The organism is Xanthomonas sp. SHU 199, assembly GCF_000364665.1.
GTDB lineage: Bacteria > Pseudomonadota > Gammaproteobacteria > Xanthomonadales > Xanthomonadaceae > Xanthomonas_A > Xanthomonas_A sontii.
This window is the reverse complement of the sequence record NZ_AQOI01000505.1, coordinates 1-3,195: the sequence shown is the minus strand read 5'-3', so window position 1 is coordinate 3,195 and position 3,195 is coordinate 1. Positions and strand designations below refer to the sequence as shown.

3 protein-coding genes are annotated in these 3,195 nt (G+C 71.2%); all 3 read right to left on the bottom strand.

Going from position 1 to position 3,195, the window contains the following annotated elements; genetic code table 11:
- On the bottom strand, positions 1-770 hold a 770-nt coding region (locus tag D183_RS24950; protein ID WP_039728018.1), incomplete at its 3' end, for a PepSY-associated TM helix domain-containing protein.
- Positions 770-2,824, bottom strand: a complete 2,055-nt coding sequence (locus D183_RS0115615) for a TonB-dependent receptor (RefSeq protein WP_026144531.1) — start codon at positions 2,822-2,824, stop codon at positions 770-772. The genes D183_RS24950 and D183_RS0115615, both read right to left, overlap by 1 nt.
- A gap of 68 nt (positions 2,825-2,892) precedes the next feature.
- Positions 2,893-3,195, bottom strand: a 303-nt coding sequence (locus D183_RS0115610; RefSeq protein ID WP_017909831.1) for a DUF2946 family protein, incomplete at its 5' end; no start/stop codon positions are given.

Here is a 3,195-nt window from a genome sequence, read left to right as displayed (position 1 = left end):
TCGCTGTCGCTCAGCCGCTGCGTCGACATCGGCAGGTCCACCCGCAGCCCGGACGGATAGCCGTAGTGATGACCATTGGCCAGGCGGTTGACCTGCGCGCCCCAGAACCACGACCACGGCATCCCGGTCAGCGCCAGGAACAGCAGCAGCACCCCGACCACGCTGCCGGTAAGCGCATGCAGATCGCGCCAGAACAGCCGCTGCGCCGGCCGCCCGCGCACCGTGGTCACGCCGCCGCGGCGCCCGCGCGGCCACCACAGGTACACGCCGGTGAACACCAGCAGGATCGCCCAGCCGGCGGCCACCTCGATCAGCGCATTGGCGAACCAGCCGACGTAGTCGAGGCTGTGCAGGCGGCGGATGGTCCAGGCCACCGTGCCGTGCTCGGGCAACTGCCCCAGCACCCGCGCCCGGTACGGGTCCACGTACACGACCTCGCGGCGGCCATCGGCGGTGGCGATGGTCACTTCCGCCGAGGCATCGCGCCGCGGCGGCGTGGTGTAGCGCAGTGCCTGGCCCGGTTGCGCGGCCAGCGCCGCGTCCAGCAGCCGCTGCGGCGCCAGCGTCTGCGCGTGGGGGGGTACCGGCACGGTCTTCAGCGCGCGGTGGAAGTAGCCATCGATCGGCTGCTGATAGACGAAGGCCGCACCGGTCAGCGCCAGCCAGACCAGCAGCGGCAGCACCAGCAGGCCGGCATAGAAATGCCAGCGCCACACGGCGCGGTAGAAGCGTGCCGGCGCCACAGCGGAAGCGGGAGAGTGCGTCGCCATCACCAGCCCCAGCTCAGCGTGGCGTACAGCGCGCGGCCGTCGCCGGGCGAGTAGCCGGAGGACCCGCTGTCGTACCAGGCGTAGACGTAGTGCCGATCGGTCAGGTTCTTCAGTTGCAGCGAGCCCTCGCGCTGCGCACGCCAGCGCCAGGTCGCACCGAGATTGGCAAGCGCGTAGCCGCCGTAGCGGCCGAGGGTGTTGCTGCGCTCCACGTAGTAATCGCCCTGTGCGTTGCCCCAGGCCGACAGTGTCAGCCGCGGCGTGGCCTGCCAGTCGATGCCGGCGTTGGCCAGGTAGTGCGGCACGTTCTCGATTTCCTTGCCGCGTGTGGCCGGCGCGCTCGGGTCGGGGGTGACGATGACCGCGCGCTGCCGCGAATACGCCAGCCACAGCGTCCAGCGCTCGTCCGGACGCAGGTTCAGTTGCGCATCCCAGCCGCGGCGCAGGGTCTTGCCGACGTTGCCGACCTCGCCGGTGCCGACGCTGCCGTTCACGCCGAGGATGGTCGCCACTTCGTCGGACGCACGCTGCTCCCAGTAAGCCACGCGTGCGTCCCAGCGCTGCTGCGCACCGGCGAACTTCAGGCCGGTCTCCCAGCCATCGTTGTAGGACGGTGCCAGGTTGCGCGCCTGGGTACGGTAGGCGCCGTTGCCGCTGCCGATCTGGAAGGTACGGCCGATGTTGGCGTAAAGACTGGCCTGCGCGGTCAGGGCGTACACCGCGCTGAACTTGGGTTGGCGGATCGTGCCGTAGGCGTAGGTCGGATAGCGCGCGCCGCTGGCGAGGTCGCGGAACTGTCCGCCGACCCGATCCACCCGGTAGCCCGGCACCAGTTGCAGGCGCGCGGTCGGCCGCAGCACCGCCTGCACGTAGGCGCCTTCGGTGTGCAGATCGAAATCCCAGTCACGCAACGGCGCGGTGCGCACGCGTGCCACCGTGCGATAACGCTGCGAGAGGTTGTCCTGCCACTGCGCGTCGACCCCGCCCTCCAGCGCGAAGGCATCGGCACGGGCCAGCGCCGGGCGCCAGCTGAACCTGGCCAGCACGCCGCGCTGGCGCTCGTCGGTGTCGCGTTCCTGCTGCGCACCGGCCGCGGTGAAGCGCACCCAGCGCTGGTTGTCGTAGCGGTTCCAGTACGCCTTGGCGCTGCCCTGCACGGTCTCGGCCAGGCGAGCGTCCAGATGCAGCGACACCTGCGTGGTATGGCGCTGGCTGCGGTCGTCGCGCGCGTAGTCGGGCGAACTGCGCGGCGCGCGCTGCGCGGTGGCGTAGTCCAGATACCCCGCCTCCAGCGCCGTGTTGCGGTAGTCGCGCGCGCTGAGTCCGGCACGCCAGCGCCCGTCCGGATCGGTGTAGAACCACTTGCCGGCGAACGCATGCTTGCGCGCGTCGGCATGGTCGCGATAGCCGTCGCTGTCGCGCCAGGCGGCGAAGTAGTTCTGGCTCCAGGCGCCGCGCTCGATGCCCTGCGTCGCCTGCACCTCGCGGGTGCCGAAGCTGCCGACGGTGACGCTGGCGCGGCCGTCGTTGCCGCCGCTGCGGGTCAGCACGTCGACGCTGCCGGCGATCGCGTTCAGGCCGTAGCGCGGGTCGTTGGTACCGCGCACGATCTCGATCGCGGCGATGTCCAGCGGGAACACCGCATCCAGGTACGGCATGGCGCCGGCATTGTCGTTGCTGGGCACGCCGTCGATCAGCAACTTGACCGCATTGATCCGGCCTTCGCCGTTGAAGCCGCGGAAGGAGAAGCGCCCGGCGTCGGTGCCCATCTTGAACTGGGTCACCTGCACGCCGGGCGCGCGCATCAGCAACTCCCAGCTGTAGTCCACATGCTGGTCCTGCAGCAGATCGCCGCCGAGGATGTCGACGGAACTGAACACGCTGCGCGCGCTGGAACCGGCGGCGAGCGGCGAGGTGGCCTGGACCTTGCCCAGGGTCAGCACGGAATCGCCGGCGGCGCCGGGCGGCGCATCGGCGGCATGGGCGGGCGCGGCCGCGGCGAGACACACACAACAGCACGCCACCACCGGTGGCATGGCAGGAAAACGGAACATGGCGAAAACTCCGTCGGCACGAGGGCGTGCCGCAGCGGCGCCGCGGCACGGAAACGGCAACCCGTGGATCAGGAGAACAGCGGTGGTCCGCGCGGCGGGTGTGCGCGGCGTGCGGTGGCCGTGACGACAAGGCTGTGCCGCGCTGCCACCGGCACTGGCGGACAGCGCCAGGGCAGCAACGCCAGCAACAGCGCCACCCACGGCAGCAGCCGCGCGGCGAGCAGGCAGTAATCGCAGGCCGGCGCGTGCGCCAGGCCGGCATCGTCGTGGTGGCCACCATGCGCCGCCGAGACGGCACCTGCCAGCGCCGCCAGGCGCAGGCCGCTACTGGTGCACAGCGCCTGGTCCTGCAACGCCGCCGCCTCGGCCTG

Bases quoted from the DNA above. Each gene is read 5' to 3' on its own strand.
- D183_RS0115615 (WP_026144531.1), bottom strand. From the start codon at position 2,824: ATGTTCCGTTTTCCTGCCATGCCACCGGTGGTGGCGTGCTGTTGTGTG.